Here is a 229-nt window from a genome sequence, read left to right on the forward strand (position 1 = left end):
GGACGATCCTGCACGTCACCGATGTCATCGTGGTCGGGATGGTCGGAGAGCATGAGGTGGCGGCGCTCTCGGCCAGCCGTTCGCTCACCTATATCGCGATCGTCACCGGTCTGGCCTGGTTGTCGGGCGTGCTGGTCCGTGCCTCGCGCGCCGATGGCGCAGGCGACCTGCCCGCGACCGGACAGGCGCTGCGCGACGGGATGGTGCTGGGACTGATGCTGGGGGTGGC

At 69.4% G+C, this 229-nt stretch carries 1 protein-coding gene; it reads left to right on the plus strand.

The window, feature by feature from the left end; genetic code table 11:
* On the plus strand, positions 1–229 hold a 229-nt coding region (locus tag AC3II9_RS22715), incomplete at both ends, for an MATE family efflux transporter (protein WP_489159060.1).

Source organism: Lysinibacillus sp. RU7 (assembly GCF_057837305.1).